Raw genomic sequence first — 25,799 nt, forward strand, 5'->3', positions numbered from 1 at the left:
CAGCGGCCCGCCGTAGAGCCGCCCCCGTGCGACCCGGATCCTTGTCGTTGGCCCTGCCGTGCGAACGAACATCCGACTCATGGCGGAGGTTCCTGCCGTAGTGGAGCGGCAAGCGCTGTCCGGCGTCGTGAAGTAATGCCGACTCAGGGGTCCCGTCGGCAGGACCGGCGCGGGTAGGGTGCGGGGACCGCCAGTGGGGAGGTGGGCCGGATGTATGCCAGGTCAAGGCATGTGCGGGTGGTTGGACGAGCTGAGCCGCGAACAGGCGGGGATCCTCGGGCCGTCGTCCGCAGGTGGGCCGTGCGCCGAGGCCCGTCGCCCTGCCTGGCGTCGGGTCGGGCCTGAACGACTGAGGATCGTCTCGGCGTTCCGCTCCCTCGACCTGCACCCTCCCAGCCACCCAAAGGTGTTGCATGCTCTCCCGCTCTGCGTCCTCCGTCGAATCGCCCTCCCTGATCCTCGACCGGGCCACCTCACTGGTCGAGTACCTGATGGCCGTGCGCGCCCAGATGGAGAAGCCGGCCCGGACGGTGCCGTCGGCGGACGCGTTCTGGCAGCAGGACCTGCCCACCCATGCTGACTGCGAGGTGGGCGTCTCGCGGGACGGGGCCAGCTGGCTGAGCGTGGGCCTACCCGCTGCGCCCCGGCCGCTCCGGCCGCCTGCCGAGTTCGCCCCGTACCTCGACGGCGACGTTTCGTACGCGAGCGAGCCGCGGCTCAGCGGTGACGACGAGGTGGTCGACCGGCTCCGGGCACGCTTCGAGCAGTGGCGGGAGCGGGAGTGGCGGCCGTGGACCGAGCAGGCCCGACGTACCGAGCAGGTGCGGCAGCTGCACCGCAGCCTGTTCGACCTGAAGCACCGCGTCGACATGAACGCCGCCACCCACGAACTCGTCTGGGGACACGGCGTCATCCGGACCGACGTTGCCGGGCACCGGGTGCAGTACCCGCTGGTGGTGACCCCGGTCGCCATCGAGTTCGACGCCGACCGGTCGCTGGTGCGGGTGGTGCCGCAGGGTGCCGCCCGCCTGCAGACCGACCCGCTGACCGGCCTCGACGAGCGTTACCTCAGCCAACTGCTGGCACTGGCCGGCTCGGGCGGCCAGCTCGACCTCGACGTCTGGGACGACCTCACCCGCCGCGAGTTCTTCGAGCGGGCGCTGCGCCGGCTGGGACACGACCCGGTGCTCCGGGACGCCGATGCGATCGCGCCCACCGGGGCGTACGTCCACGACACCGGCGTGCTGTTCGTCCGGCCCCGCCAGCGGATGCTGCGGCGCTTCCTCGAAGAGCTGCGTGCCCGGCTGTTGAAGGGCGACACCGCCAGCATCGGGGCACTGGCCGCCATCCTGGCCCACGAGCCGAGCCGGCTGGAGATGCCGCAGGACCAACCGGCCCAGTGGAAACCGCTGGGGGAGCGGCTGCTCATGCCGCTGCCGACCAACGAGGCGCAGGAGTCCATCGCCCGACGACTGGCGCAGCACCGCAACGTGGCGGTGCAGGGCCCGCCCGGCACCGGCAAGACCCACACCATCCGGAACCTCATCTGCCACCTGATGGCACACGGCAAGCGGGTGCTGGTCGTCGCCCAGAAGGAAGACCCGCTGCGCGTCCTGCGCGACGGGCTGCCACAGGAGATCCAGTCCCTCTGCCTGGCGGTTCTCGGCCGCTCCACCGACCAGCTCGTACAGCTTCAGCTCGCCGCCCGGGAACTCTCCGACCGCGGTGCCACCCTCGACCGGCGGGGCGAGCAGCAGCGGGTGGACCGGCTGCGCCGCCAACTCGAAGAGGCCGAACGCGACCTCGGCCAGGCGCTCGGCGCACTGCGCACGATGGCGGAGAACGAGTCCGCACAGTACGAGATCGACGGCATCCGGCTGTCGCCGAGCGACGTCGGTAGCTGGCTGCGGGACCGGGCCGACCGGTACGGCGACATCCCCGACGAGATCGCGCCGGACCTCGACGCCCCGCTGACCGTCGAGGAGTTCACCGAACTGCTCGACATCGCCCGGCGTACCGTCCGACAGGACCGGGCCCAGGCGCTGCGGCACCTGCCCACGGTGGCCGACCTGCCGGCCGCCTCGGCCATCCTCGCCGAGCGGCGGGAACTCGCCGCCGCCCGCGGCGAGCTGGAACGCCTCGCCGCTGCGGGCGTGGTCCTGCCGGAGGTACGGGCGTTCGGCCAGCCCGCCCTCGGCGAACTCGCCGGGCACCTGCGGGAATCGCTCACCGTGCTCACCGCCCGCGAGGGCGCCTGGACGGACCGGCTCGCCGCCCTCCTGCAAGCCGACCCGAACTGGCGGGCCATGTGGGAGGACCACGTCGGCGCCTGCCAGCGGGTGCTCACCGACCTGACCGCGACGGCCCGGATCGTCGCCGGCCACCAGGTGACCGTCCCCGAGGCACACCTGGCCGAACCGCGCCGGCTCCTGGCCCAGCTCGGGGAACTGCGGCAACGGTTCGCCGCCGGCAAGGGCGTCAACCGTCTCTTCCAGGGCACCCTCGCCAAGCTCGCCGCCGACTGCCGCATCGACGGCGAGATCCTGCGCACCACCGACGACGTCGACATCGTGGTCGCGTACGTCAACCGCCTCCGGCTACGACAGGAGCTGACCACCCGGTGGACCGAGTGGCGGCAACTGCTCAACCTCACGCAGGAGCTCGGCGACCAGCCGGAACTCTGGGCAGGCCGGCTGCTCGCCGACGCGACGACCACGCTGGACTGGGACCGCCGCCGCTGGCCCACTCTGCTCGCCACCGTCCGCCGGTTGGTGCCCCGGGCGGAGCAGACCGTCGACGTACGACGACTGACGGCACTCCTTGAGCTGGTCGACCGGTGCGCGACGGTGTTCACGCACGACCGGCTCGTGGCCGACGAACGCCACCTCGACGCGGTGCTGCAGGCCGGCATGTCCACGACCAACGCCAGTGAGCTGTGGCGGCTGCTGGACCAGAGCCGCCAGCACGCGGACCTCGCCAGCTGGGACGGCACCCTGGACGAGGTACGCCGGCTCGCCGCCCTGCGCCCCGACGCGCAGCGCCTCGCCCAGCTCACCGACCTGCTCCGCCCCGCCGCTCCCGGCTGGACCGGCCAGATCGAGGACGGCACGGCAGCGGCCCTCGCCGGCACCGGCGCCGACTGCCTGCACCGTTGGCAGTGGCGTCAGGCACAGACCTGGTTCGACACCGTGGTCGGCAGCGTCGACCCGGTCGCCCTGGGCCGCCGGATCGACCGGACGCGGGAGCGGATCCGACAGCTGACGCAGGAACTCGTCGTCGCCTCCTCCTGGCTGGAGGTGTCGCTGGCGCTCGACGACCGGCGTCGGGCCGCCCTCGCCGACTGGACCACCGCGCTCCGCAAGATCGGAAAGGGTACGGGCAAGAACGCCGCTCAGTGGCAGGCCCACGCCCAGCGGGCGATGACCGCCGCCGTCGACGCCGTGCCCGTCTGGGTCATGTCCGTCGACCGGGCCATCGAGCAGTTCGCCGGCGGCGCCCACTTCGACGTGGTCATCGTCGACGAGGCGTCCCAGGCGGACATGTTCTCGCTGCCCATCCTCAGCCTCGCCGAGCGGGCCGTGGTCGTCGGCGACGACCAGCAGATCGGCCCGCAGCTCTCCTTCGTCGGCACGGTCACCGCCCTGATCAACTCACACCTGGTGGACGTGCCGTCGGCCGAGCACTTCGACCCGGAGAGCAGCCTCTACGACCACGCCGTCCGCCGCTCGCCCGAACGGATCCTGCTCACCGAGCACTTCCGGTCCGTACCGGCGATCATCGGCTTCTCCAGCGACACCTACTACGGCGGGGAGATCGAACCGCTGCGCACCGACCGGCCCGCGGGCATCGGTGACCCGGTGATCGCCGTGCATGTCCCCGACGGCATCCGCCAGGACCTGACCGCCTACGGCAACGTCAACGTCGCCGAGGCGGAGGCGCTCGTCGCGCGGGTCGCCGCGATCGTCGCCGACCCCGCGTACGAGGGACGGACGATCGGCGTGGTGAGCCTGCTCAGCACCAGCGGGCAGGCCCTCTACCTGCTGGCCCGCCTGCGCGAGGTGGTGGGCGAGGAGGAGATGGAACGACGCCGGCTGCGCGTCGGCGACTCGTACACCTTCCAGGGCGACGAACGGGACATCGTCCTCGTGTCGACGGTCGTGTCACCGCACAACGGTGTCGTCTCCGCGTTCACCAAGCGTGACCATCACCGGCGGGTCAACGTCGCCGCCTCCCGCGCCCGCGACCAGCTCTGGGTCTTCCACTCCGTGCAGCCCGCCGACCTGCGCGACGACGACGCCCGGGGGCTGCTGCTCACCTACTGCCAGAACGTCAACGCCGCCGAGGAGGCGTACGACGACCTGGAGAAGCGCTGCGACAGCGACTTCGAACGCGAGGTGCTGCGCCGCATCCTGCGCCGCGGGTACCGGCCGCTGCCGCAGTTCCGCATCGGCGGGTACCGGATCGACTTCGTGCTGCCTGCCCCGGACGGCCGGCGACTCGCCATCGAATGCGACGGCGACGCCTACCACGGGCCGGAGCAGTGGGAGAGCGACATGCGCCGGCAGGCGGTGCTGGAACGGGTCGGCAACTGCGTCTTCGTCCGGATCCGGGGGAGTGTGTTCAGCCGGGACCCGCAGGCGGCGCTGGAACCGCTGTGGCAGCGCATCGACGAGTTGGGCATCAGCGTCGACTCCTCGCCGGCTCCAGTCGTCGACGGCACGGTCGTTGAGCCCGCGCGGGTAGCGCCGAATCCATCGCTGGAGTCCACGGAAGAGCCGGCGCCGGTGCCCGACGCGCCGCCGTCGCCACCGGCTCCGCCGTCCACCACGACGCCTGCCCCCATTCCTCCGGCCAGGTCCGCCCCGCCGGCCCCACCGAAGCGTCCGGCCGTAGCGCCGCAACCTGCGGTGGCTGTACCCAAGGAGAATGCCGCGCCGGTGCCGAGTGCTCGGTCTGGGGATGAGCCAGCGGCGGGCGACGACGGCACCGTGCCCGTGCCGGTCGGCTACCGCAACGTCGCCTGGCTGCGGCCCTACGAGGCGGTGGCCGCGATGGACAGCTACCGGCACTGTCGGGACGTGCCGATCCGGCACGAGGGCAAGGTGCTCGGCTGGGCCCGCTACTACGACAGCGCGTCACCCGAGGCCCGCAAGTACCGGGCGAACGTCCGCGTCGAACGGGCGCACCCGTCAGGCGCACGACTGGTCTGCTGGGTACGGCCACACGAGGCGAAAGCCGTCATCAGTGCCGCCTCCATGAAGCGGGACGTGCCGGTGGACGACAGCCGGGGGCGGCACACCGGCTTGGTCCAGTTCTTCCCGACAGGTAGCCCGGCGGCCACCCGGTTCCGCAGCGTCACACGGCTGTTGCGGCTCTCCGGCGGTGGCGAGGCCGCCCCCAGCGCACCGGTGCCGGCACCAGCGGCATCAGGGCCGCGTGAAGCGCTCGACCGCGCGGCGCTGGAGGAGACGCTGGACCGGGCTATGCGGCGTGCGTACTCAGGGAGGGACACCGAGCCGGAGCCGGCGGATGGCCACACGACGGACCGGCGGGCGCTGGAAGCGGCCTTCCACCATGCGATGGTCCGCGTCTATGAGCGGGCCCGCGATGAGGCCCACTATCAGGCGACGCTGTTCCTGCGCATGGTCACCGAGAAGGGCGGCCTGGCGACGGCCCGGCAGTTGCTGCACCATCCGGTCGTCTCGGACGGGTTCACGGCGCTGTGGGAGCGGGGGCGGGTCGACCTGACCGTTGAGGCGCTGGTGATCCAGCCCCGGTTCCGGTCGCTGTTCACCGACGAGGAACTGGCGACCGCCAGCCGACGGGTCGTGGAGGCCTCCACGCACACGTCCTGAGTAGCGGTACGAGTCGCTGCGCGGAGTGGCGGCCAGTGTCTGCTGGCTGCCACTCCCGGCTACGGATCAGGCCGCGATCGCCCGAGCAGCGGCGTACATGTCGGCAGGCAGCGGCGTCGCCAGCTCCCAGACGATCCGCATGGGCCGCTCGCCCGAGTGGCTCTGATACGACATCCGCCCCGCATACAGGTAGGCCGGTGCGCCCAGGTCCCGGTCCGGGATCCGCGTCTCCCGCACGAACAGATGCACCGTCGACCCATGCGAGGCGTGGTGGATGTACCGCTGCCCGGTCGCCGACGCCGCCGAGGTCGTGCTCTGCGACTCCCACTGGAACAGCCGCTCGGTAATGGCGCGGTCGGCGTACATGGTGGTGGGGGAGTAGTGCTGTTCGGACTTGACCAGGGTGACGAAGAAGAGGTCCGCCTGGGCATCCGGCAGCCACTTCACTCCCTCCCGTAGCGATCCGGGGTTGGCCATCCCGAACGCCGCGCACGCCTCGTTGCGGCTGTACCGGGCGTGCACCCGCAACGCCCCCAACGGCTGCGTCACCCGGTGGATCCGGTCCCGCAGCACCTCGGCGACCTGCCGCAGCTCGACGCAGCGGGCCGTCTCCTTCCACAGCCGCGCCAGCCGTTCGTCCCGCGAGGTCAACGCCGCGTTCGGCCCCCACAGGTCGAAGTGCAGCATGTCCCACAGCCGCCCGCGCGGCGGCTGCTCACCCGCCGCGACCCGGGCCAACAGGTCCAGCCGGTCGATGTCGTCGAGGTGCAGCATCCGCCCGATGGCACGCCCCAGCTCGCGGTCATCCGGCCCAGGCAGCGAGGTCTCGATGCCGGCGAGCCGGCGCAGCCCGGTCCAGCCGCCGAGCGCCGCCGACCGGTACACGTCCTCGACGTCCAGCCCGGTCTCCCGCAGGAAGCCGGCCAGGCTCACGTCCCCGAGCTGCCGCAGCTCCGCGACCAGGCCCTTGCGGGACGTCGGCATCGCCGCACGCAGGTTGTCGAGCACGATCTCCTTGGCGACCCGGTCGAGCTGGACGTGACAGCCGCTCGGCAGCATCGGGAAGTCCTGCTCGACGGTGTCCCTGATCGCCCGTCGGGTCACCCCGGTCAACGCCCGCCACCGTAGGTCGAAGCGGAAGTTGGCGTGCTGGCCGCCGATGAAGTCGAGCACGGTCAGACAGGGTTTGTCGTCGTCCAGGCGCAGGCCACGGCCGAGCTGCTGAAGGAAGATCGTTGCGCTCTCGGTGGGCCGCAGCATCAGGATCGTGTCGACCATCGGCAGGTCGACACCCTCGTTGAACAGGTCCACCGTGAAGAGCACCCGCAGCTTGTCGGCCTTGAAGTCCCGCAGCAGGCCGTCCCGCGCCGCGCGGTCCGCCCGCGACGTCACCGCCGCCGACGGTACGCCGTGCCGGCGGAACCAGTCCGCCATGAACTCGGCGTGCCCGATGCTCACGCAGAACCCGAGCGCCCGCATCCGACCCACGTCGACCGTGTCCTGGACCGCCTTGAGCACCATCCGTGCTCGCGCGCTGTTGCCGGTGTAGAGGCCGTCCAGCTCTGCGGGGTCGTACCCCTGGCCGCGCTTCCACCGTAGTTGCGACAGGTCCACGTCGTCGTGCATCCCGAAGTACTGGAACGGTGCCAGCAACTGCCGTTCCAGGGCGTCCCACAGGTGCAACTCCACTGCGGCGCGGCCGTCGAACCACCGCCGCACGTCGCCGCCGTCCGCCCGGTCGGGTGTCGCCGTCAGCCCCAGCAGCACGCGGGGTCGCAGCCGCTCCAACAACCGGGCGTACGTCGGCGCTTCCGCGTGGTGGAACTCGTCGACGATCACCATGTCGTACGCCTCGGGGTTGATCTCCCGCCGGTGCAGCGACTGGATGGAGGCGAAGACGTGCCGCCAGTGGGTCGGCTCCTTGCCGCTGACCAGCATCTCGCCGAAGCTGCCGTCCCCCATCACCTGGCGGAACGTCGATAGGCTCTGCTTGAGGATCTGCTCCTGATGGGCGACGAAGAGCAGCGAGTCGACGCTTCCGCTGCGGTGCAGCCGCCGGTAGTCCAGCGCTGCCACCACCGTCTTGCCGGTGCCGGTCGCCATCACCACCAGGTTGCGGTGCCGGCCGTGCACCTGCCGCTCCGCCTCCAGGTCGGCGAGGATCTCCGCCTGATACGGGTACGCCCGCACATCCAGATTCGCGATCTGCATCGGCGCGTCGGTGGTGCGCTCTCCGCTGAGTGCCTGCCTCAGTCGGTCGGCGTTCGTGGCCGGGTCGTAGTCCTCGAACGCCGGGTCGTTCCAATAGTCCTCAAAGGTGGCGGTGAAGGTGTCGATGACGTGCGGCTGCTCGACGTTCGAGATCCGGACGTTCCACTCCACCCCGTCGACCAGGGCGCTCTTCGACAGGTTGCTGGAGCCGACGTACGCCGTGGTCATGCCGTTGTTGCGGCGGAACAGCCATGCCTTGGCGTGTAGGCGGGTGGTCCTGGTCTCGTAGGAGACCTTGATGTCAGCACCCAACTCGGCGAGCCGGTCGAGGGCGCGCTGGTCAGTGGCGCCCAGGTAGGTCGTGGTGATGACGCGGAGCTTGCCGCCTCGGGCGATCAGGTCGCGGATGGCGGGCTCGACGATGCGCAGGCCGTGCCATTTGATGAAGGCGCAGAGGAGGTCGACGCTCTCGGCGGACGCCATCTCGTGCGTGACTTCGTGGCCGATCCGCGGTTGATGCTTGCCGTTGACCAGGAGAGCGCCTGTGGAGAGCGGGGTGGTGGGGCGTGCCGGAAAGGTGGGCTGCGCCGGTGGGGTCGGTGGGGCAGCGATGGCGTGCAGGAGGTGCTTGGCGTCGGCCACCTGGTCGTCGTGGCTGGCCGCGCTTGGGTTGAGGTCTGCGATGGCGGCGGCGAGTCGGTTGGCTATCGCGACCTGGCGGGCAAGCTTGTCCTCCCCGCTGGGGACGGCGTGCATGGCGCGGTGAGCCAGTCCAGCGATGTAACGAGCAAGGGTGCCGGGGGCGTCGACGGGGTCGAGGTTGGCATGCTGAACCAGAGTCGGGTCCACACCCTGGAGGCGGTCGGCCAGATCGCGGGTGATGACATGCTCGTAGATGCCCAGCTCAAGATCCCTCACCTCGGCAAGGTAGCTGGCCTGTGGACCGAGGCGTATCCCTGCCGCCGGCTGAATTGCTATCTGTCGGGTCTACGACAGATATTCGAAGTCAATCCTGGACCTGCCCGCTCGTCATCCGATGCCGGTGGGCCTGGGCGGGCCTCGTCCCCTGCGACCTGCCCCAACACTGCGGAGACGCCGCAGTGTTGGCAGGTGCTTGCCGTCCGATAGCGAATTCGAAGCTTATTGACAGCGCAGCAGGGCGATGTGAAGGCCCTCTCAGGCTATCTTCGCGTGATCTTGTGGGCGATGCGGGGCTTCTGATTGCCGTATCCGCATGAGTGCGGACCATCCGGCAGCGTTGACTGCTGGGCGAATCAGACTCTCCCCGATTTCCTGATCGGCGTGGTGAGGTCGGCGAATGCTGTCCAGCGCGTCTCGTGATCATCCTCTTGCACGGAACGGAGACGGGTAGCGAACTCGGCGGCGATCTTCGTCGAAGTCGCGAGGAGCGGCACAGCGGCGACGATCATCTTAAGTTCCCGAGCCTGGCAGAAGAGCGGCCATGACGGGTCCGAGGTGACGTCGAAGCCGTAGGCGGTGGCTAGCGTGCGGTGGGCCCCCGAGACCCCGAAACGGGCCTCGCCGACGGCAACCGCTGCCAGGTCAACCTGCCACGGGCCGATGCATGTCGCGTCGAAATCACACATCACCGTACGGCCGGAAGGGTGACGGAGCAGGTTGCCGACATGGGCGTCTCCGTGGATGAGCTTCAGCTCTGCGCCCCTGCTGAAAGCAGAGATTTGCGGATCGAGTCGGTCGCACCACTCCAGCAGGAAGTCTCGGTCCTCCCCGTCGAGACCTTCGGCGTCGGCCAGCCGCTGGCGTGCGTCCTGGATCGGGTCCCAAAGGGGAAGCGGCAAGGATGGAACGCCGAGCGCGTGGAATTCGCGCAACACCAAGCCGAGGTCCTCCACCGCCGGTGCGGGTGACAGCGGCGGAACGTACGTCCAGATCGAGGCGACCAATTCGCCGACCCGAATCGGCTGCTCGACGCCTGGCGGTAGGCGGATCGTCGGCGCGTCGATCTCGGCGAACCACTGCGCGAGCTGGACCACCTTCGTCACCCGGTCGCGGAGGCGATGGGTGCGCCCGATCCGGATGACGATCCCTGATCTGGGCAGGGCGAAGACGGCGTTGTTGGTCAGTCGTAGCAGTTCGGCATCGTCGGAAGGAACGCCCAGAACGGTGGCGATCTGCCGCATGGCCGCAGTCATCGTCTCCTTGGAGAACCGCCCGCTCATTTGGCCGCCGCAGCTTCGATGCAGAGACGACGCTCGAACTCGGCCACCTCCGAGAGTTCCAGGTGCCGTGCCAGATCACGGCGCAAGTTAACGACCCGATCGGTCACCCGCTTGGAACTCATGGCTCGCGCCTGCTCTATCACGCGGGCACCTACAGCGAGTGCCTCTTCAGGCTCGTCAGCCAGGAACAGTGCGCTACACAGCCCGACCTCGTTCAGCACCGTGCTGCGCACGTTCGCCGGGCCGAATGCGGCTATGGCGTCCTGTACCCACCGCACCGCCTCGCGCGCGTATCTGCGGTCTTGCCGTGCCTTGTCCCGGTACACGCGGCCGTACTGGGCAAGCAACTCGCCACGGTCGTAGAAGCCCAACCAGTCCGGCTCGCGCTCGTTGCTGATGCGCTCGAATTGATCGCTCGCCTTACCGAGGGCGGTCGTGGCGGCCTGGTGGTCGCCAAGTGCCGCGATGGAGGCTGCTTCCGCACCCCAGAGAAGGGCCTTGATCGTCGGAGTAGCCCGCGATCCCAGCTGCGCCTGAGCGAGCTGCAACGTAGCGAGCGCGTCCCGATTGTGCCGCAGGTGTTGAAGCTGCTTGGCCTGCGAGTATCGGATCATCGCGGCAAGCAGGACATCGCCAGCGGTGAGCGCAGCCCGTTCGCCGGCGGCGAAATGTCGCTGCGCGTCACCGTGCCTACCCGCGTCGAGCGCCGTCCAGCCGGCCAACTGTCGCGCTGCCGCCACCGCTGCGACGAGGCGTGGAGTGAGTCCGGCCGGGTGCGACCAATCGAGCATGCGGTAGACCGACTCAGCGAACCGTGCCACCTCCCCGTACAGCAGCCCGCCGCCGCATTCATAGTCCACCGAGCGGTACAGCTCCAGTACGGCGTTCAGCCGAGCGACATCTGCGGAGCCGATACGTCGGGGCTGGACGAGACCCCTGCCGCCTACGAGCCCTGCGCCTGCGGCGACGGCGGCGATACCAGCGAGCAATGCCCGCCGGCCTTGGTCTGCTTCCGAGACTTGCGCGTGGGACATCGGGCTGATGTTGATAGCGCCGACTGCGCTGTGGGTGTGGCCGAGGGCTGCGAACCACAGATGCTCCAGGGGGATACGAAGAACCTGTGCCCAGTGCGCCAACCGGTCCAGGTGCACCACCGGCGGCCCGTTCTCGACCCGGCTCAACTGCGCCTGCGTGATTCCCAGCCACCCGGCCACCACGGTCTGCGGCAATGCCGACCGCCCGTGATACGGATGGCACCGATACGCCCGGATGACCCGACCCAGGTGCCGTGACGCCAACGCCTGCCGCACCGGCTCGTGCTCCCAGAACGACGCCGGCACCGCCGGCGGCGCGCTCATCCGGGCCCGCTCGGCCGCCTGGCAGGGCGCGCAGCGTCCGCTGTCGTTGTCGCGGGCCAGGCGTCCGCCGCATCGGGGGCAGTTCGTGTGTGTCACCGGCAACCTCGCCATCGGCAGGTGGCTCCCGTCCGTGTCGCCTCGTCGAGCCTATCCATTCAACCCGCTGAGTGGGGGAGCGGTATACGCAGCGCGCATATCGATGATGTTCGCGCTGCCATCCCTGGACCAGGCGCTCGCCTTTCTCGGTGCCTGCCGTCACCACCGAACCGATCGGCCCGTCCGAGCCGGTTGACATCGGCTGGCACGCCTTTGTCCTGCACACCCGCCTTCGCCGTCGCGCTCGTCCGGCTTTGGGAACGCAAGCAGCGCGCCACCTCCGCCCCACACCACGGTCCGCCCCTCGACGTGACCGCCCGCCGCCGGGCGACGTACCGGACGAGTCACCGCGCGCATACGCAGCGCGCATAGCTCGCACGATCATCACGGCATAGCTCCGCCCCCGCCCAGCGGCGAAGGTCGTCGCATGGCCCGGGGCGGGTGCCGGGCTCCGGTTGCCGCGCCGACCCGAACGGCGCGGTAGCCGTCCCCGCCCGCCCCGGTGCCCCTCCACCATCCACGAGCGAGGGACGACCATGACCGACTTCCCCGTCCTCACCCCGGTCACCGACGAGGACCTGACCGTCGCCATCCGCGCCGTGCGCACCCACGCACCGGAACCGTGGCCCGAGGGCCTGCTCTGTCGCAGTGAACGCGTCCCGTTCCCGTGCCGGCTGGCCCGCTGGGGGAGGGCGACGCTGGCCGCCGCCGGCCTGCCCGAACAGGCCGCACTGGTCGAACCACATGCGCAGGCTGATCTGCCGGAGCAGGCCACACCGGTGGAGCACAAAGACACGGTGAAGGCCACCCGGCGGTGAGCCCGGAGCAGATCACCGCCCGGTGGCTGCGCCTGGTGGTCGCCGACGCGGAGCTGTCGCCGTACCTCGTCGGGGTGGACCTGGAGCGGCTCGGCACGCACCTGACCGCGAGCCTCGCCGCGGCCCTCGGCGATGAGCCGGCGACGGACGGGCGGACGCCGGGCACGGGCCGCCACGACGGCTGGCGCGGCCTGGGCCTGTCCGAGGCGCAGCACCGGCGCATCGTGGACTACCTGACGGGTGTGCTCTGGGCGCTGGACCTGCCCGACGACCGGATCGCCCGGCTGACCCAGGCGGTCAGCCGGTGATCGACGAGCTTCGCGACGCGCTGCGGCCGAAGTTGGCGGAGCACGACGCGCGGCTGCTGGTCGCCGCCCTGCGCCGGCACGCCGACACCGACGACCCGGCCGAGCGAGCGGCACTGCGGACGGTGCTCGGTCACGCCGCCGGGTACTTCGACCTGCGCCCGCACGCCGACGTGATCTCCCGGCTCACCGGCTGCGCCCTGCCCACCGGCACCGGCGACGACCCGCCCTGGCGGCCCGCCGAGGTCCTCACCCACGACCGGCCCTGCGCCGGCATCGCCGTGGTCACCGTCCGCCCCTGGCGGCGGCTGCACTGGCGACCCGGCCAGGCCGTCCCGGTCAGCCTGCCGCGTCACCCGGGCCGCTGGCGCTGGTACTCCCCGGCCAACGTCCCACGCCCCGACGGCACCGTCGAGCTGCACGTCCGCGCCGTGCCCGCCGGCACCGTCTCCGGCAGCCTCGTCCACGAGGTACGCCCCGGCGACCTGCTCCACCTCGGCCCGCCCGCCGACACCGGGCTGCACCTGACCGGCCCTGACCTGCTGCTGGTGGCCGGCGGCACCGGGCTGGCCCCGCTGCGCGCCCTGGTCGAGCAGGCCGCCGCCGAGGCGGGCGACCGGCGGGTCATCCTGGTCGTCGGCGCGCGCACCTTCCCCGAGCTGTACGACGCGATCAGCCTCGACACACTCCAGTGCGCCCACGGCTGGCTGACCGTCGTACCCGCGCTGTCCCACGACCCGCACGCCGCGCCCGGCGAGTGGGGTGACGCGCTCACCGTCGCCCTCGACCACCTGCGCCCCGACCAGGACGTCCTGCTCTGCGGGCCGCCGGCGATGCTGGCCGGCTCCCGGCTGCGGCTGCTCGCCGCCGGAGTACCCGCCGACCGCATCCACCTGCCGCACCTGCCGGAGGGGTGATGGCCGTCTACCGCAGCCGCAACGCGCTCGCCGGCCCGCTCGGCCCGGACGGGCTCACCACCGTCACCCTGCCGCGCACCCCGCTCGGCCGGCGCGGCTACCGGCCCGCCGACGTCGACGCCCTGCTCCACCGCCTCACCCACGAGCTGCGCGAACGCACCCGCGAGCGGGACCGGGCGTACGCCGAGAACCAGCGCATCAAGAACGCCCTGCGCACCTGGCAGTCCGCCCGGACGGCCGCCCGACAGGGCGACGGCATCTGACGAAGGTGGGAGGTGCCGGCCGGTGGTGGCGCATCAGCCTGCGAGGTCCGCTGGCAGGAGACCGCCAACCCAGGGAGTACGAAGGAAGGTCTGGTCCTGGCTCTCAAGCCGCGTTTCGACCGGCAGGTGCCACGCCGGTAGTGTCGGCCGTCATGCGGATGGTCTACACGTCGGCGCCGGACGACCTCTTCCTCTCCGCCCGCCAGCGGCTGGTCCGGCGGTTCGACCGCTGGGCCCGACGGCACCGCCGGCCGGTCGACCTGTTCGTCATCGAGGCGCTGCTCGACCACCGCTGGTCCGACGGTGACGGCCTGCTCGGACGATGGCAACCCGAAGATCTGGAAGGGGCGCTGCTCGACTGGTTCCCCCGCCAGGTGACGCTGCCGCCGAACCAGTGGGTCTCCGTCGCGCCGACCGTGGGCGCGTTCGTCGACTTCCTCTTCGACCAGGACCTCGCCGACCGGCGCTGCGCCGACCGGCAGCTGCTGCACGCTGCCCTGGACAAGCTCGCCGATCCGTTCGCCGACGCGATGGCAGACCAGAGCCGGTACGGGCTCGCGAAGTTCTGGACCACCCGGATGCTGGACGAGGGCATCGATCCCACCGACCAGGTGGCCGCCGAGCGGTTCATCGCCGACCTGCACGCCGGTCGCGTCGCCGTCGACAAGGACCTGCTGAACCAGGTGATGGCCAACCACCTGCTCGGCGAGGATCCCGACCGGCACCCACCGCTACCGTTGGTGGCCGTGCCCGACGACGACACGCTCCGTGGGCTGGCCGCCGAGTCAGTTGTCGTACGCCGGATGCGGGAACTCGTGCGGTGGCTCGGTGATGGGCGGACGCTGACCAGCACCGGCCGGCTGCGGCTGGCCGACGCGCGGGAACTCGTCGCGCTGCTCGACACCGGCGACGTCGTCGACCCGGTGATCGGCGACCGGGTCTTCAAGACCGGCAGCAGCGACGAGCTGTACGTGCTCACCGTGCTGGTCGCCTGGGCCCGGGCAGCCCGCGTCGTACGGGTGGTGAAGGGGCGACTGGTGCCGGTCAAGAGCGCGGCGAAGGTGCTGGCGGACCCGCTGGCGCTGTCCCGGCGGGCGTTCACCGGGTTGTTCGAGCTCGGCGAGGCGGTCTGCGGCGGCGGGTGGGCCGAGTCGGTGCTGCGGTGGCGGTTCGACGAGGCGGTGTTCGCCGTGACCATGGCGCTGTACATCGCGCCGGAGCCTCTGGAACTCGACGAGCTGCGGGAGCTCGCCTACCAGGCGGCTTGCGACGGACTGGGGTTCACCCCCGGCACCGAGGAGCAGGAGCGGAGCTGGCGCCGGCTCGCCGACAACGACACCGACCGTCTACTCGACCAACTGGCCACGCTCGGTGTGATCGACAGGGGCGTCGCCGCCGCACTGACCCCCATGGGTGTTGGTCTGCTCGCCGGGCACCTGCGTGAGCTGGGCGTGACCGTGCCGACCATCGACCAACTGCTGGAGGAAACCGCGGAGGTGGTGGTCGCCACCGCCACCGGGAGCCCGCCGGAAACCGCCACCGCCCTCATGCACGCCTGGTGCGCACGCAACACCGCCACCGCATCCTCGGAACTGCGCGCGCTGGCCGACCGCACCAACGACGTCGAGCACCGCCGGCTCGCCCTCGCGTACGCCTGAACCGGCGCACCGCATCCGGATCGAACCGCGCCCGGTCCGGTACGCGTCAGGCCGGGCTCGTATGGTGACGGGACCGCTGCCAGGGGTGGCAGCCGTGCGGGAGGTGGTCGATGCGCGCCACGTTGGCGGTGCCGCCCGCCGTCGAGGCGGAGCAGGTCATCACCGCCGTCCTCGCCGACCTGCGCTCCGGCGTACACCGGGGCGTGGTCGTCGACTCCCCGCCCGGGGCCGGCAAGTCCACGCTCGTCGTCCGCGCCGCCGTCGAGCTGGCCGCCGCCGGTGAGCCGCTGATCATCGTGGCGCAGACCAACGAGCAGGTCGACGACCTCATCGACCGGCTCGCCCGCAAGGCCCCAGAGCTGCGTATCGGCCGGCTGTCCGCCGGTGACTACCAGCCGTCCGAGCGGGTGAAGGGCCACGAGTCGGTCCGGGTCGCCGCCAAGGTCGCCGACCTCGGCGGTCCGGCGGTCGTCATCGGTACGGCCGCCAAGTGGGCCACGGTCACCGAGGGCTGCTGGCCGTGGGCGATCGTTGACGAGGCGTACCAGATGCGCTCGGACGCCCTGCTGCGCGTGGCCGGCAGGTTCGAGCGGGCGCTGTTCGTCGGTGACCCGGGGCAGCTCGACCCGTTCTCCACCGTCGAGACCGGGCGCTGGACGGGCCTGACCTGGGATCCGATGCAGGCGGCGGTCGCGGTGCTGCTGCGGCACAACCCGCAGCTGCCGGTGCACCGGCTGCCGGTGTCGTGGCGGCTGCCCGCGTCGGCGGCCCCGGTGGTCGCGCAGGCGTTCTACCCGTTCACCGGTTTCCGCGCCGGCACCGGCCCGGCCGAGCGGGCGCTGGCGTTCACCGGGCCCGGGCCGGGCGATCCGCTCGACGTAGCGGTGGAGACGGCCGCGGCGACCGGCTGGGCGCTGCACGAGCTGCCGGCCCGGCACACTGTGCGTACCGACGCGGAGGCGGCCTCGGCCTGCGCGGCGCTGGCGCTGCGGGTGCTGGCCCGGGGTGCGGTCGCGGTCAGCGAGCACGCGCCGGCCGGCTCGCCGGTCACCGCCGACCGGATCGCCATCGGCGCCGCGCACCGCGACCAGGTCGCCGCCATCCGCGCCCGCCTCGGCGAGGCCGGGGCGGGCGTCACCGTCGACACCGCCAACCGGCTCCAGGGCCGCGAGTACGACCTGACGATCGTGCTGCACCCGCTGTCGGGGCGGCGGGACGCGACCACGTTCCACCTGGAGTCGGGGCGGCTCTGCGTGCTGGCGTCCCGGCACCGGCACGCCTGCGTCGTGGTGGCCCGGTCGGGCATCGGCGAACTGCTGGACGCGCACCCGTCGACGGAGACGGTGCACCTGGACGTGCCGGTGAAGTTCCCGGACGGGTGGGCCGCCAACCACACCATGCTCACCCACCTGGGCGGGACGTAACCGGTCCACCGGTCCGGTGGGTTCAGGCGGCGCGTCCGAGGCTGCGGCTCAGCCCCTGGAACTCCTGGTCGAGGAGGACACCCGCCTCCGCCCCGGTGACCTCCTTCAGCAGATCCATCAGACACAGGCAGTTCGCCGCCGCCGCCCCGCGCAGCATGCAGGTCAGGACACCGAGGAGCCGTAGCGCTCGTGCCGCCGCCCTGAGTTGTGTCAACGGCGGCACGGGCGCGCGTGCGGCCACGGCTGCGGCGAGTTGGCCGGCGAGGGTGGGCACCGAGATCGCCGAGAGGGCTTCGGTCACCGTCTCGCCAGTCGATCGCCGTAGTGTGGCGTCGACTTCCAGAAGGTGCCGGGCCGCGTACGCCAGTCGTGCGCAGTTGGCGGTGCGCATCCACGGGTGGCCCCGCTCGTAGGCCCTGTCACCGACCAGATCCCGGATGTTTCGCTCGACCGATCGTCGCCAGGCGTCGTTGTCGATCCTCGCTCGTAGCCGTGCGGCGGATTCGGAAGGCCGATCCGCTCTCCGCGAAGGTGGCCCACCGAGCATGTCCAGCAGATCCCCGATCGGCTCCGGCCCGCCGCCCGAGGGCGGCTTCCAGGTGACACCTGTCGAGGGAATCCGCGGGTAGCGGTGCTGGTAGCAGGGCGCGTTCCTGACAGGTCTCCGGCACGGACGGCTGTCGAGCCTCGGCTCTCCGCATCTGAAGGTCATAGAAACATGCTGATATCAACCGAGGGTAATTTCAATATGACGAACAGTAGTTCCTGGTGGCGGGGTGGACCGCGGTGGGCGCGTGAATGCCGTGCCCGGCAGGCACAGGAATGCCTGTTCACGCCGCCCATGATCACCGCGTTTACTGTCGGCGTCCCGACAGCAGAGCCGTATCAGTGATCTATATCGGTCTATAGAGTCCGTCGCATGGACCACAACGGACACCCGCTCTCCCGCCGCTGGCTGCTCGCCGGCGCGGCGGCGGCCTCGGCGGTCACCGTCGCCGGCGTGGCCGCCCGACCGGCCGCCGCCACGGCGGCCCCGACCCGCACCACCACCCCGCTGGTCGTCCGCGACGGGATCGCCACCGCACAGCTGCGCACGGTGGACGGCGCGGTGGCCCGGTTCCAGACCGACTTCCACGAACGCCTCGCCGGCTGGCTGGCGTTCTGGTCGGCGAACTCGCCCCGCTCGTGGAGCGTGCCGGTCGAGGTGGTCGCCTCGGTCGGCGCGGACGGCGACACCCTCACCCTGCACACCGTCCGCCACCGGTACGGCGTCCAGCTGCGCGACGGCTTCGCCGCCGGCCGGGTCGACGCCGCCTGGTGGGGCACCCTCGCCAGCCTGCACCACCACTTCCCGACGGTCCGCGCACTGCCCGACGGGAGCCTGCGGGTGGTGGACGGGGCCGGCGGCTGGACGGGCTCGTCCGCCCAGGTCGCCTTCGCCGGCGCGGCGCTGCGCGAGCTGTGGGGGCAGCAGCCGACCGGCTGGCAGGAGCACGCCAACCGGGTGCTCCGCCGGGCCGGGCACCGGACGGACGTCGCCTCCCGGGCCGGTTGGGCCGCGTTCACCAGGGCCAGCCTGCGCCGCGGGCTGGGCACCGAATCGTACGAGTGATCGGAGACACGACATGGCCCGCAACGAGTTCCGCTTCGTCGTCGACGGCGTCGACCTCACCCCGGATCAGCAGAGCCACATCGCCGGGGAGATCCAGAAGGCCGGCCTGGCCGCCCTGTCGAGCGCCGGGGCCAAGCTGGCCACCCCGCTCGCCCTCGGCCACGCCAACCTCAAGCTCCGCCCCGAGTGGTACGGGATCTGGGTCATCGACGGCCCGTTCGCCGAGGACCTCGGCCAGAAGATCAACGACCTCGGATTCTGGATGCCCCGGTGACCGAGCCGGCCCGCCGGCCGGATCCGCCGGAGCGGATGTGCCCGAGCACCTCCGCGGCCAACGCCACGGTCTTCCTCGGCATGATCAGCCCGGCGGGCCGGGTCGCCTACGTCACCCCGCAGGTCCCGGCCGAGGTCGCGCTCGCCGTGCCCGTCGAGGCGGGCACCCCGGTCGAGGCCCGCTACCGGCTCGCCGGCCCCTGCATCACCTCGTCCTGCGGCTTCTGGACCGGCGACCACTGTGGCCTCGGGGCCCGCGTCGTGGAGTCCTACCGGGAGGTGGCCGACCCGGCCGAACCGGAGCTGCCCAAGTGCGCAATCCGGCGGACCTGCCGGTGGTACGCCGAGCAGGGGCCGGCGGCCTGCCCCGCCTGCTCCCACGTCGTCACCGACGCCCGCTGAGTGGTGAACCCGTCACCGTCGATCATCAGGGTCCCCGGTCGTGGGGATCGGGGCCGGCGGCGGTGGCCGTGGACGCGGAATGTCGGCGGTGGTTGCTTCACTTGAGGCCGGGCGACCGGACGGGGGAGCAGGGATGACCGAGGTGCGCATCACACCGTGGGACGAGGACGACCTGGCGCTGCTGCGGCGGCTCAACGCGCCGGAGATCCGCCACCACACCGGCGGTCCGGAGACCGACGAGCAGGTGCTCGCCCGGCACGAACGCTACGTCCGGTTCGCCGGCACCGGCCAGGGCGTCATGTTCACCGTCGTGCTGCCCGACGGGGCGAAGGCCGGCAGCGTCGGCTACTGGGAGCGGGTCTGGCGCGACGAGCCGGTCTACGAGATGGGCTGGGCGATCCTGCCCGAGCATCAGGGGCGCGGCCTGGCCACCGCAGCCGTCCGGGCGGTCGTCGCCGAGGCCGCCGCGCGCCGACGGCACCGCTGGGCGCACGCGTACCCGTCGGTGGACAACCCGGCCTCGAACGCGGTCTGCCGCAAGGCCGGCTTCACCCTGCTCGGCGAGACCGAGTTCGAGTACCCGCCCGGGCACCTGATGCGCTCCAACGACTGGCGGATCGACCTGAGCGCCTGACACCACGGCGCGACGGCGAGCGGGTGAGTCAGGTGGGTGGTGGATACGCGCAGGAGCAGGGCCGGGCGTCCGAGACCCGCCGGGCACCCGCGGATCCTCAGGCGGGGAGGTAGTCGAAGGTGTCCGGGTCCGGCCCCTGCCGCCCGGCCTCACCCCTGTCCAGCCCGGTGATCCGTTCCATCGTCGCGTCGTCCAGGTCGAAGACGAAGATGTGGAAGTTCTCCTCGATCCGCTTCGGCGTGGTCGACTTCGGGAAGACGATGTCGCCGCGCTGCACGTGCCAGCGGAGCACCACCTGGGCCACCGTGCGGCCCAGTTCCTCGGCGATGTCCACCAGGGTCGGGTCGTCGAGGACCTTCCCCTGGGCGATCGGCGACCACGCCTCCGTCGGGATCCCGTGCGCCCGGCCGTACGCTCGCACGTCGGCGTTGCCGAAGTACGGGTGCACCTCGATCTGGTTCACCGCGGGCACCACCTCGGCCTCGGCGGCCAGCCGCTCCAGGTGCGCGACCTGGAAGTTGGACACGCCGATCGAGCGGGCCCGGCCGTCGCGCCGGAACTCCTCCAGCGTCCGCCAGGTGGACACGAAGTCGCCGTCGTAGCGGGTGGGCAGCGGCCAGTGGATCAGGAACAGGTCGATGTGGTCCATCCTCAGCGCGGCCAGCGTCGAGTCGAACGCCCTGCGGGCGTCGTCCGGGCGGTGGAAACCGTTGTTGAGCTTGCTGGTCACGAAGACCTCGCGCCGGTCCAGTCCGGAGCGGCGGATCGCCTCGCCGACCTCGGCCTCGTTGCCGTACATCTCGGCGGTGTCGATGTGCCGGTAGCCGATCTCCAGGGCCTTGCCCACCGCCTCGACGGTGTCCTTCGGCTCGATCTGGTACACCCCGAAGCCGAGCTGCGGGATGGTGTTGCCGTCGTTCAGGGCGATGTCGGGAATCGTGTTCGCCATCCGGGTTCTTCTCCCATCGTCAGGTACGCCCGGTTCGCACCGTGACGGCGTCCACCGGGCGCGTGCCACCGGACAGGAATACCCGGCCGGGCCGTACGCTCACGGCCCGACCGGGTGATCGGCGACAGGTCAGCCCCAGATGGCGCCCGCCCACTCGGGGTGGTCGACGAACGGGTTGCGGTTGCCCTGCCAGCGCTCGTAGATGCGCTGGTTGCGACGCTTCTCGAAGGCGTCCGGCGGGTCCTGGGCGTGCCACTGCAGCAGCACCGACTGCCGGCCCAGGTACGGCGCGGTGCCGTTGGAGACGTAGTTGTTCATCTCCAGGTTCGGCCAGCCGTCGTTGCCCTCGTACCGGATCGCCATGTACATGATCATGCGGGCCACGTCGCCCTTGACCGCGTTGCGCGGCTCGAACGAGTCGGCGTCGGTGTAGCAGCCCGGCGCCTCGGCGACCGCGCTGCCGCCGGTGTCGAAGTCCTTGTTGCCGCGCAGCGAGTTGACCGAGGCGTCCGTGGGGCGCAGGTGGTGCACGTCGGTGCCCGGCCCGGTGGTGGTGCCGAAGTCACCGTGCGACTTGGCCCAGACGTGCTCGCGGTTCCAGTCGTCGACCCCGCCGCCGTTGCGGGTCTTGCTCTGTGAGCGGCCGGTGTAGAGCAGGATCACGTTGTTGGCGTTGGCCGGGTCCTGGTCGGTGTCCCGCAGTGCGTCCCAGACCTGGGAGTACGAGAGCTTCGTCTGGTTCCGGATGATCGAGTGCAGCGAGCTGCGCAGCGCGGTGCCGGTCTTGCCCATCGCGTTCGCGTAGTAGGTCGAGTCGTACGGGCCGCCGGTCGAGGTCGGTGACGGCGAGGCGGTGGGCGACGGCGCGGTGCCGCCCAGGCTCATCGCGGTCGGGCTCTTCAACCCGCCGTGGCTGAAGTACGCGGTCAGCGTCCCGGTGGCGGTGATCTGCCTGCCCCGCAGCGACGGGTTGGTCAGCAGCCCGAAGCTGCTCCGGTACGCCGAGGTGACCTGGACGTAGAGCATCCGGCCGGTGCTGGTCTCGCCGGCGGCGTCGGCGATGGCGATCGCGTAGTCGGCGGTGTAGTTCGAGGTGATGACGGTGGTCGAGGCGACGGGTTGCCCGATCACGTAGCCGGTGACGGTGGCGGTCCGGCCGTCCTGTGCGGCCAGTGCCTGCGCCACGGTCAGGGTGGCCGCCGCGGACGCCGACGTCGCGGCCACCGCAACCGAGGCCACCAGGGTGACGGCGAGGGCGAACGCCGTGACCAGCCGCCCGGGTCGCGGGCGGGTGGAGCTCTTCGTATCCATGGCTGGCGATGTTAACGGGATCGGGGCGGCCGGTGGGAGAGCGGCGACGTTAATTCTCAGTGGCGGGTGGTGTCGAACAGCACCGGCCAGGGCCGGGCCGACGGCACGATCGGGGCCGGCGGTGGCGGCTCCTCGGCGGCCAGCACCTCGACGGCGAGCTGGCCGAACATCACAGCCGCCGGATGCGCCGAGCGGTCCGGCCAGGCCGCCGACGTCCGCTTCGCCAGGGGCGCGCCGGCGAGCGGACGCCACGCGATCCGAGGCTCCCGCCGGGCGGACGCCGCCGGTTCCAACGCCACCGCCCCACCCGCCAGCAGCAGACCGAAGATGAACTCGGGGTTACGGGCCGGGCGTACCCGGCGGGGCGTGAATCCGTGCCGGCGGCAGACGTCCAGGACGTGGTCGTACCAGCCGGGCGCGGTGGTCCGGGGCGGACCGACCAGATCCAGCCCGGCCAGGTCGGCCAGCGCCACCTCACGCGGTCGGGCCAGCGGCGACGCCCGGGGCAGCAGCACCCCCACCGGTACGTCCACCGGCGGACCGAAGCGTAGCCCGTCCGCCCGCACCGGGTGGTGCAGCAGCCCTGCGTCGAGCCGCCCCTCGGCGAGCATCCGCACCTGCTCGCCGCTGGTCAGCTCGTGCAGGTCGACGTCGAGCCCGGGCGCGGCGGCGGCGAGCCGGTCCAGCAGCGCGCGCAGCGTCACCGCCGGGGTCTCCGGCGGCACCCCGGCCCGGAAGACGCCGAGCGCGCCCTCGCGGATCTGGCGCATCAGATGGCGTACCCGGCGTTCCCCGGCCAGCAGATCGTCGGCCTCACCGAGCAGTAGCTGGCCGGCGGTGGTGAGCCGGACCTGCCGGCGGGACCGGTCGAACAGCTCCACCGCCAGCTCCCGCTCCAGCCGCTGGATCGACTGGCTCAGCGGCGGCTGCGCCATGCCCAACACCTCGGCCGCTCGGCCGAAGTGCAGCTCGCGGGCGACCACCACGAAGTGCCGCAGGTGGCGGAGCAGGTCCACGCACGGACCCTACGACAGCGCCGGCTACCGTGCTGCGGTGGCAGTTCAGCAGCGGATCGGGCAGCTCTTCGCCCAGGCGGGGATCACCGGCAGCCTGCACGTCGTGCCGGTGGACGGGCCGCACGAGCAGGAGGTCGCCCTCGACGCCGACCGGCGGACCGTCATCGCCTCCGTGTTCAAGATCCTGCTGGTGCTGGAGTTCGCCCGGCAGGTCGCCGCCGGGCAGCTCGACCCGACCGAACGGGTGCTGGTGACCGCCGGCGACCGGCTCGGCGGCTGGGGCGTGGCCGGCTGCGCCGACGACGTCGAGGTGTCCCTGCGCGACCTGGCGTACTTCGCCATGTCGGTCAGCGACAACACCGCCGCCGACCTGCTGCTGCGCCGGGTCGGGGCGGACGTGCTGCCGATGCTCGCCGCCGAGCTGGAACTGGGGCGTACCCGGCTCCGGGGTGGACCGCGCCACCTGGTGGAGCTAATGCTCGCCGACGTGGGTGCCCGCACCGAGGCGGACTTCGCCCGGATCTTCCCGACCCTGCCCGAGGAGCGGATCCGGGCGATGCGGGTCTTCGACCCGGAGCGGACCTCGTCGAGTACCGCCCGCGACCTCACCCGACTGCTCACCCTGATCTGGTGTGACCGGGCCGGCCCGGCCGTTGCCTGCGCCACCGTACGGGAACTGATGTCCCGCCAGCTCGTGCGGACCCGGCTCGCCTCCGGCTTCCCGCCCGGGGTGCGGGTGGTGTCGAAGACCGGCACCCTGCCCGGGCTCTACCTCGACGCCGGTGTGGCCGAGTACCCGGACGGCGCCCGGTACGCGATGGCCGTCCTCGTCCGCGCCGAGCACCTCGCCGCCCGCCGCATCGACGTGGACCTGGCCATGGGCGAGGCCGCCCGGATCGCCGTGCAGGCGCTGCGGGACGCCTGAATCCCCGGCCGGGCGTGCCGCTCGCAGCGGCGCTGAGCTGGTCCGATATCCGAAGCGGTATCGACGGTTGCGGCATTCGGTCTTGGACGTGACGGCCCGCGCGGTGGTGGGCTGTGGGTCGACCACGTACCGCGTGAGACGGGGAGGATCCATCATGTCCGTACACCAGCTCGACCGCCGCCGCTTCCTGCGCGACACCGCCGCCGGGGCCGCTGTGCTCACCGCCGGCGGGCTCGTCGCCGGGGTGCCGGCCGCAGCCGCGCCCGCCGCCGGGGCCCGGCCCGCTCGCTCCGGGCCGGTCACCTTCCGCTGGTGGGGCACCTCCGGCTGGCGGATCGACATCGGCGACCGGACCGTGCTGGTCGACCCGTACCTCAGCCGCTACGACACCGGCCTGTTCCGGGGCGCGTTCGACCCGGCCACCCCGCTGACCGTGCGGTCGTCGGTGGTGGACTCCCTGGTGGACCGGGCCACCACCGTCCTGGTCACTCACACCCACTGGGACCACTTCAACGACGTGCCGTACATCGCCGGGCGAACCGGTGCCCGGGTCTTCGGCACGCTCACCGCCTACCACCTGGGCATCGCGTACGGGCTGCCGGCCGGGCAACTCAGCCCGGTCTCCGGTGGCGAGGTGCTGGAGTTCGGCGACCACACGGTCGAGGTGGTGGCCTCCCTGCACAGCCGCAACGCGTCGTGGTCGATGGCGTTCCCCGGCGTACGGGTCAGCCCGCCCTCGAAGCCGGCCACCATCGCCGACCTGCCCGAAGGGGACACCCTGGCGTACCAGCTGCGGGTCGACGGTGGGCCGTCGGTCTTCCTGATGGGTGCCAGCGACTTCGCCGCCCGCAACATCACCGGCCTCGCGCCCGACGTGGCGATGGTGGCGCTGCCGGCCACCGGCTCGACCGCCGACTACGTGCCCCGGCTGATGGCGGCGCTGGACCACCCGGCGGTCGTGGTGCCGGTGCACTGGGACAACTTCGAGACGCCGCTGGCCAACCCGCCGGTCGTCGCCCCGGACGACCGCAGGCGCCTGGACGAACTGGTCACGGCCGTACGCAAGGCGTCGCCGCGCAGCCGGGTGCTGGTCCCCGAGTACGGCACGGCGTACCGCTTCTGACCGACGGCGGGGCCGGGACCCGACGGGGTCCCGGCCCCGCCGGTGTCACTTGGCGAGCGGCTGGCCCTGCTTGTCCTTGAAGGAGCCGACCAGGATCATGATGAAGTCGATAAGCGTCCAGACGCCCAGGCCACCGAAGGTGACGAGTTGCAGCACACCGGTGCCGACCTTGCCGGTGTAGAAGCGGTGCACACCGAGGGCGCCGAGGAAGAAGCAGAGCAGCAGGGTGACGAGCCAGGACTTCTGGGTCGTGACGGGAGTGGTCACAGGGGGTCCTTTCACGAGGGATAGCCGCGGGAGCGTATCGGGGGCCCAGGTCAGAGGCAAGATCAATAACGCGCTGATCAGCCGGACGGACGAGCCGGCCCCGACCGGTGCGGTGCCGCGATGACGCCTGCTCAGGTCGCTCGCCGACACGCGTCGGCGACCGGAGCGGCCAGGGGGCGGC

General features: G+C 71.7%; 21 protein-coding genes. 13 read left to right on the forward strand and 8 right to left on the reverse strand.

Translation table 11 applies throughout. The annotated features are described in order from the left end of the window. Window positions 1-413 precede the first annotated feature (413 nt). Complete coding sequence (locus tag GA0070560_RS07260; protein ID WP_245675397.1) at window positions 414-5,855, forward strand: AAA domain-containing protein; 5,442 nt, start codon at window positions 414-416, stop codon at window positions 5,853-5,855. A gap of 66 nt (window positions 5,856-5,921) precedes the next feature. Here the strand turns inward: GA0070560_RS07260 and GA0070560_RS07265 are convergent, their stop codons facing one another. The 3 genes from GA0070560_RS07265 to GA0070560_RS07275 form a co-directional block, all read right to left on the reverse strand. Further along, the gene (locus GA0070560_RS07265; protein WP_091292827.1) at window positions 5,922-8,984 is read right to left on the reverse strand and encodes a DEAD/DEAH box helicase; all 3,063 of its coding nucleotides are present in this window, start codon (window positions 8,982-8,984) and stop codon (window positions 5,922-5,924) included. Window positions 8,985-9,340: 356 nt separating this feature from the next. Next, the gene (locus GA0070560_RS07270; protein ID WP_245675398.1) at window positions 9,341-10,267 is read right to left on the reverse strand and encodes an aminoglycoside phosphotransferase family protein; all 927 of its coding nucleotides are present in this window, start codon (window positions 10,265-10,267) and stop codon (window positions 9,341-9,343) included. After that, a complete protein-coding gene (locus GA0070560_RS07275) occupies window positions 10,264-11,721 on the reverse strand; it encodes a helix-turn-helix domain-containing protein (RefSeq protein ID WP_091293057.1) in 1,458 nt (485 codons plus the stop codon). Before GA0070560_RS07275 ends, GA0070560_RS07270 begins: the two co-directional genes overlap by 4 nt. A gap of 536 nt (window positions 11,722-12,257) precedes the next feature. Here GA0070560_RS07275 and GA0070560_RS07280 point away from each other — a divergent pair. The 6 genes from GA0070560_RS07280 to GA0070560_RS07305 all read left to right on the forward strand — a co-directional run bounded on the left by GA0070560_RS07280 (window position 12,258) and on the right by GA0070560_RS07305 (window position 17,106). Beyond that, window positions 12,258-12,539 carry a hypothetical protein gene (locus GA0070560_RS07280; protein WP_245675399.1) on the forward strand — a complete coding sequence of 94 codons (282 nt, stop codon included), beginning with the start codon at window positions 12,258-12,260 and terminating at the stop codon, window positions 12,537-12,539. Then, on the forward strand, window positions 12,536-12,847 hold the full coding sequence (locus GA0070560_RS07285) for a globin family protein (protein WP_091292829.1): 312 nt from the start codon (window positions 12,536-12,538) through the stop codon (window positions 12,845-12,847). The genes GA0070560_RS07280 and GA0070560_RS07285 overlap by 4 nt, the downstream gene beginning before the upstream one ends. Continuing rightward, complete coding sequence (locus GA0070560_RS07290) at window positions 12,844-13,761, forward strand: FAD-binding oxidoreductase (protein WP_091292832.1); 918 nt, start codon at window positions 12,844-12,846, stop codon at window positions 13,759-13,761. Before GA0070560_RS07285 ends, GA0070560_RS07290 begins: the two co-directional genes overlap by 4 nt. Beyond that, a complete protein-coding gene (locus tag GA0070560_RS07295; RefSeq protein WP_091292834.1) occupies window positions 13,761-14,024 on the forward strand; it encodes a hypothetical protein in 264 nt (87 codons plus the stop codon). The genes GA0070560_RS07290 and GA0070560_RS07295 overlap by 1 nt, the downstream gene beginning before the upstream one ends. Before the next feature lie 152 nt (window positions 14,025-14,176). Beyond that, complete coding sequence (locus GA0070560_RS07300; RefSeq protein WP_139131452.1) at window positions 14,177-15,682, forward strand: hypothetical protein; 1,506 nt, start codon at window positions 14,177-14,179, stop codon at window positions 15,680-15,682. 110 nt (window positions 15,683-15,792) lie between these two features. Further along, window positions 15,793-17,106, forward strand: a complete 1,314-nt coding sequence (locus tag GA0070560_RS07305; protein WP_091292839.1) for an AAA family ATPase — start codon at window positions 15,793-15,795, stop codon at window positions 17,104-17,106. A gap of 22 nt (window positions 17,107-17,128) precedes the next feature. Here GA0070560_RS07305 and GA0070560_RS07310 read toward each other — a convergent pair whose 3' ends face one another. Then, window positions 17,129-17,407, reverse strand: coding sequence for a hypothetical protein (locus GA0070560_RS07310; RefSeq protein ID WP_091292841.1), 279 nt, complete (start codon window positions 17,405-17,407; stop codon window positions 17,129-17,131). A 618-nt stretch (window positions 17,408-18,025) separates the two neighbouring features. Between GA0070560_RS07310 and GA0070560_RS07315 the strand changes: the two genes are divergently transcribed. From GA0070560_RS07315 to GA0070560_RS07330, 4 genes are all read left to right on the forward strand, one after another. Next, window positions 18,026-18,718: a hypothetical protein gene (locus GA0070560_RS07315; RefSeq protein WP_091292843.1), complete on the forward strand. Its 693-nt coding sequence runs from the start codon at window positions 18,026-18,028 to the stop codon at window positions 18,716-18,718. 13 nt (window positions 18,719-18,731) lie between these two features. Beyond that, the gene (locus tag GA0070560_RS07320) at window positions 18,732-18,992 is read left to right on the forward strand and encodes a hypothetical protein (protein ID WP_091292846.1); all 261 of its coding nucleotides are present in this window, start codon (window positions 18,732-18,734) and stop codon (window positions 18,990-18,992) included. After that, the gene (locus tag GA0070560_RS07325; protein WP_091292847.1) at window positions 18,989-19,393 is read left to right on the forward strand and encodes a hypothetical protein; all 405 of its coding nucleotides are present in this window, start codon (window positions 18,989-18,991) and stop codon (window positions 19,391-19,393) included. The genes GA0070560_RS07320 and GA0070560_RS07325 overlap by 4 nt, the downstream gene beginning before the upstream one ends. Window positions 19,394-19,526: 133 nt before the next feature. Then, entirely contained in the window at window positions 19,527-20,027 is a 501-nt protein-coding gene (locus tag GA0070560_RS07330) for a GNAT family N-acetyltransferase (protein WP_091292849.1), read from the forward strand. 97 nt (window positions 20,028-20,124) lie between these two features. Here the strand turns inward: GA0070560_RS07330 and GA0070560_RS07335 are convergent, their stop codons facing one another. The 3 genes from GA0070560_RS07335 to GA0070560_RS07345 all read right to left on the reverse strand — a co-directional run bounded on the left by GA0070560_RS07335 (window position 20,125) and on the right by GA0070560_RS07345 (window position 23,303). Beyond that, window positions 20,125-20,976 carry an aldo/keto reductase gene (locus GA0070560_RS07335; protein WP_091292852.1) on the reverse strand — a complete coding sequence of 284 codons (852 nt, stop codon included), beginning with the start codon at window positions 20,974-20,976 and terminating at the stop codon, window positions 20,125-20,127. A 129-nt stretch (window positions 20,977-21,105) separates the two neighbouring features. After that, window positions 21,106-22,287 carry an endonuclease gene (locus GA0070560_RS07340; RefSeq protein WP_091292854.1) on the reverse strand — a complete coding sequence of 394 codons (1,182 nt, stop codon included), beginning with the start codon at window positions 22,285-22,287 and terminating at the stop codon, window positions 21,106-21,108. A gap of 56 nt (window positions 22,288-22,343) precedes the next feature. Then, complete coding sequence (locus GA0070560_RS07345) at window positions 22,344-23,303, reverse strand: LysR family transcriptional regulator (protein ID WP_091292856.1); 960 nt, start codon at window positions 23,301-23,303, stop codon at window positions 22,344-22,346. A gap of 37 nt (window positions 23,304-23,340) precedes the next feature. Between GA0070560_RS07345 and GA0070560_RS07350 the strand changes: the two genes are divergently transcribed. Then, window positions 23,341-24,228 (forward strand): serine hydrolase, encoded by an 888-nt coding sequence (locus GA0070560_RS07350; protein ID WP_091292858.1) that lies wholly within the window; start codon window positions 23,341-23,343, stop codon window positions 24,226-24,228. A gap of 154 nt (window positions 24,229-24,382) precedes the next feature. Beyond that, on the forward strand, window positions 24,383-25,351 hold the full coding sequence (locus tag GA0070560_RS07355) for an MBL fold metallo-hydrolase (RefSeq protein WP_091292860.1): 969 nt from the start codon (window positions 24,383-24,385) through the stop codon (window positions 25,349-25,351). A 45-nt stretch (window positions 25,352-25,396) separates the two neighbouring features. On the opposite strand, the gene GA0070560_RS07360 is transcribed toward GA0070560_RS07355, so the two are convergent. Then, window positions 25,397-25,618, reverse strand: a complete 222-nt coding sequence (locus tag GA0070560_RS07360; RefSeq protein ID WP_091292863.1) for a TM2 domain-containing protein — start codon at window positions 25,616-25,618, stop codon at window positions 25,397-25,399. Window positions 25,619-25,799 lie beyond the last annotated feature (181 nt).

The sequence above is a fragment of the Micromonospora halophytica genome (genome assembly GCF_900090245.1).
GTDB lineage: Bacteria > Actinomycetota > Actinomycetes > Mycobacteriales > Micromonosporaceae > Micromonospora > Micromonospora halophytica.

Coding starts and splice junctions, on each gene's coding strand:
- GA0070560_RS07315 (WP_091292843.1), top strand. CDS start 18,026: ATGGACCACAACGGACACCCGCTCTCCCGCCGCTGGCTGCTCGCCGGC.
- GA0070560_RS07260 (WP_245675397.1), top strand. CDS start 414: ATGCTCTCCCGCTCTGCGTCCTCCGTCGAATCGCCCTCCCTGATCCTC.
- GA0070560_RS07340 (WP_091292854.1), bottom strand. CDS start 22,287: ATGGATACGAAGAGCTCCACCCGCCCGCGACCCGGGCGGCTGGTCACG.
- GA0070560_RS07355 (WP_091292860.1), top strand. CDS start 24,383: ATGTCCGTACACCAGCTCGACCGCCGCCGCTTCCTGCGCGACACCGCC.
- GA0070560_RS07320 (WP_091292846.1), top strand. CDS start 18,732: ATGGCCCGCAACGAGTTCCGCTTCGTCGTCGACGGCGTCGACCTCACC.
- GA0070560_RS07330 (WP_091292849.1), top strand. CDS start 19,527: ATGACCGAGGTGCGCATCACACCGTGGGACGAGGACGACCTGGCGCTG.
- GA0070560_RS07335 (WP_091292852.1), bottom strand. CDS start 20,976: ATGGCGAACACGATTCCCGACATCGCCCTGAACGACGGCAACACCATC.
- GA0070560_RS07280 (WP_245675399.1), top strand. CDS start 12,258: ATGACCGACTTCCCCGTCCTCACCCCGGTCACCGACGAGGACCTGACC.
- GA0070560_RS07270 (WP_245675398.1), bottom strand. CDS start 10,267: ATGAGCGGGCGGTTCTCCAAGGAGACGATGACTGCGGCCATGCGGCAG.
- GA0070560_RS07305 (WP_091292839.1), top strand. CDS start 15,793: ATGCGCGCCACGTTGGCGGTGCCGCCCGCCGTCGAGGCGGAGCAGGTC.
- GA0070560_RS07300 (WP_139131452.1), top strand. CDS start 14,177: ATGCGGATGGTCTACACGTCGGCGCCGGACGACCTCTTCCTCTCCGCC.
- GA0070560_RS07295 (WP_091292834.1), top strand. CDS start 13,761: ATGGCCGTCTACCGCAGCCGCAACGCGCTCGCCGGCCCGCTCGGCCCG.